The organism is Janthinobacterium sp. SUN073 (genome assembly GCF_030397665.1).
Lineage (GTDB): Bacteria > Pseudomonadota > Gammaproteobacteria > Burkholderiales > Burkholderiaceae_D > Janthinobacterium.
Map to the genome: position 1 here is coordinate 1 of NZ_JAPUBT010000029.1, position 1,745 is coordinate 1,745.

The following is a 1,745-nucleotide window of genomic DNA, read 5'->3' on the forward strand; positions in this document are numbered from 1 at the left end:
GCCCGCGTACAGCGCACACGGCTGCGAATATTCGCCGCTGATGTTGCGGAAGTTGTAGTAGGCCAGGGCGCCGCGCAACTGGTGGTCGCCATTGATCTTCCACGAGGCGCCCACTTGCGCGCCCAGCAGCCATTTGTTTTCGCTGGCCATTTTTGCCTGGCTGCGGCTCGGTGCATTGTCGGACGAATACTCGAGCGGAATCAGGCCCAGCGTGCCGAACACGGTGACATCCTTGCTCTCGCCCACCGGTTGCTGCAGCTTGGCGGCGATGCCGTCGAAATTGAGTTCGCTGGAAAACAGTTCATCGCCGGACACGAACGGATTGTCGAAGCGGCCCGCCGTCAGTTTCAGCCAGGAAGCGGGCTGGTACGACAGCCAGGCCTGGTCCAGCCAGATGTTTTTCTTGCCCAGGCCACCGCCCAGGGTTTGCGTGGTCGATACCGGGCTATCATCGTTGCCGCTGGCCAGGCGGATGCCTGCTTGCGTGCTGTCGGAAATGTCGGCCAGGATGCCCAAGCGGGCACGCGCGCGCAGCAAATTCTTGCGGTCCTGGCGCGTGTTGAGCAGCGCCGGCAGGGCCAGGTTGGTGTTCGCATTGACGTCGTAGCCGCTGCCGCTGTTGAGCGAGCGCCAGTCGATCTCGATATTGCTGTTGGCCATGTCGTAGTAGCGCGATTCGTAGCGCGCGCGCACGTCGCCTTCGACGCGGATGCGCTTGGTCCAGGCCGGCGTTTCATTCGGTGCCGCCCAGCCGCCCGCCTTCGCTTCGGCCAGCACTTGCCCCTTGATCTCGTCGCGGATCTGTTCGCGTACGGTCTGCGAAATGTAGGGTACGCGCACGTCGCCGGCCTGGGCTTGCGCCAGGGGTGCGGAGGCGGCCGCCGGACGGGCTTGCGCAGCGGCCAGCGCCTCGCTCTGCGCTTGCGCCAGCAGCGCCTCGCCGGCATCCTTGTTGAGGGCGCCGCTCTGGATCAGGCCGCGTATCAGTTTGACCATGGTGCTGTCGGCCGGGACGGCCTGCGCCTGCACTGCGCCGGCCGCTACGCTCAGGGCCAGGGCAGCGAACGCCAGCGGAAGGCGGCGCAGGCGCTGTGGGGAAGAAAATATGGAATTCATTGTTTCTTTCGAAAAAAATTAATATGAATTAAGGGCGCTATGGCCGGCGGCCTTTAATGGATACGCGGGCCGGGAAACGCAGCGATGCCGGTGGCCGCTCATCGGCGCGGAAGTCGCGCACCATGGCCAGCACCTGCTCATCCGTCTGCGCATTGCCCGTGCCTTGCACCAGCTGCACCTTCGACGTCTTGCCTTCCGTATCGAGCCACAGGTCGACGCGGATATCCGTAAACGCCAGCTGGCGCGTGCGCGGGTCGCGGGCGAACGCCATCTGCAAGGCATTGGCCACATAGCGGCCATACGATCCCGCGCCGAGGCCGCCGCCACCGCCGCTGCCGCTCATGCCGCCGCCGCGCCCGGCCTGGATGCCGAAGGCGTCGCTGCCGGCCTGCGCCGCGCCATCGATGGTGACGGGGTCGCCCTTGTCCGGCGACGGACTTTCCGGCGCGTCATCCATGGGCTTGTCGGCCGGCGTCGGTTCCGGCTCCGACACTTCCGGCACCACTTTGTCGGGCGTCGGTTCCGGCAGTTTTTCCGGTTCCGGTGGCGGCGGTGGTGGCGGCGGCAGCATCAGCATCGGCGGCGCCGCCACTTCGCGCTTGGTGGCCGCCGTGTCCGACAGCAAATAC

General features: G+C 66.0%; 2 protein-coding genes. Both read right to left on the minus strand.

Annotated features, from left to right (window positions below; translation table 11 throughout):
- Positions 1 to 1,116 (minus strand): putative porin (locus O0882_RS29005; protein WP_289953456.1); only part of this gene is annotated, 1,116 nt, incomplete at its 3' end.
- Between the two features lie 37 nt (positions 1,117 to 1,153).
- The coding region (locus tag O0882_RS29010) for a TonB family protein (RefSeq protein ID WP_354670299.1) at positions 1,154 to 1,745 on the minus strand (592 nt) is incomplete at its 5' end.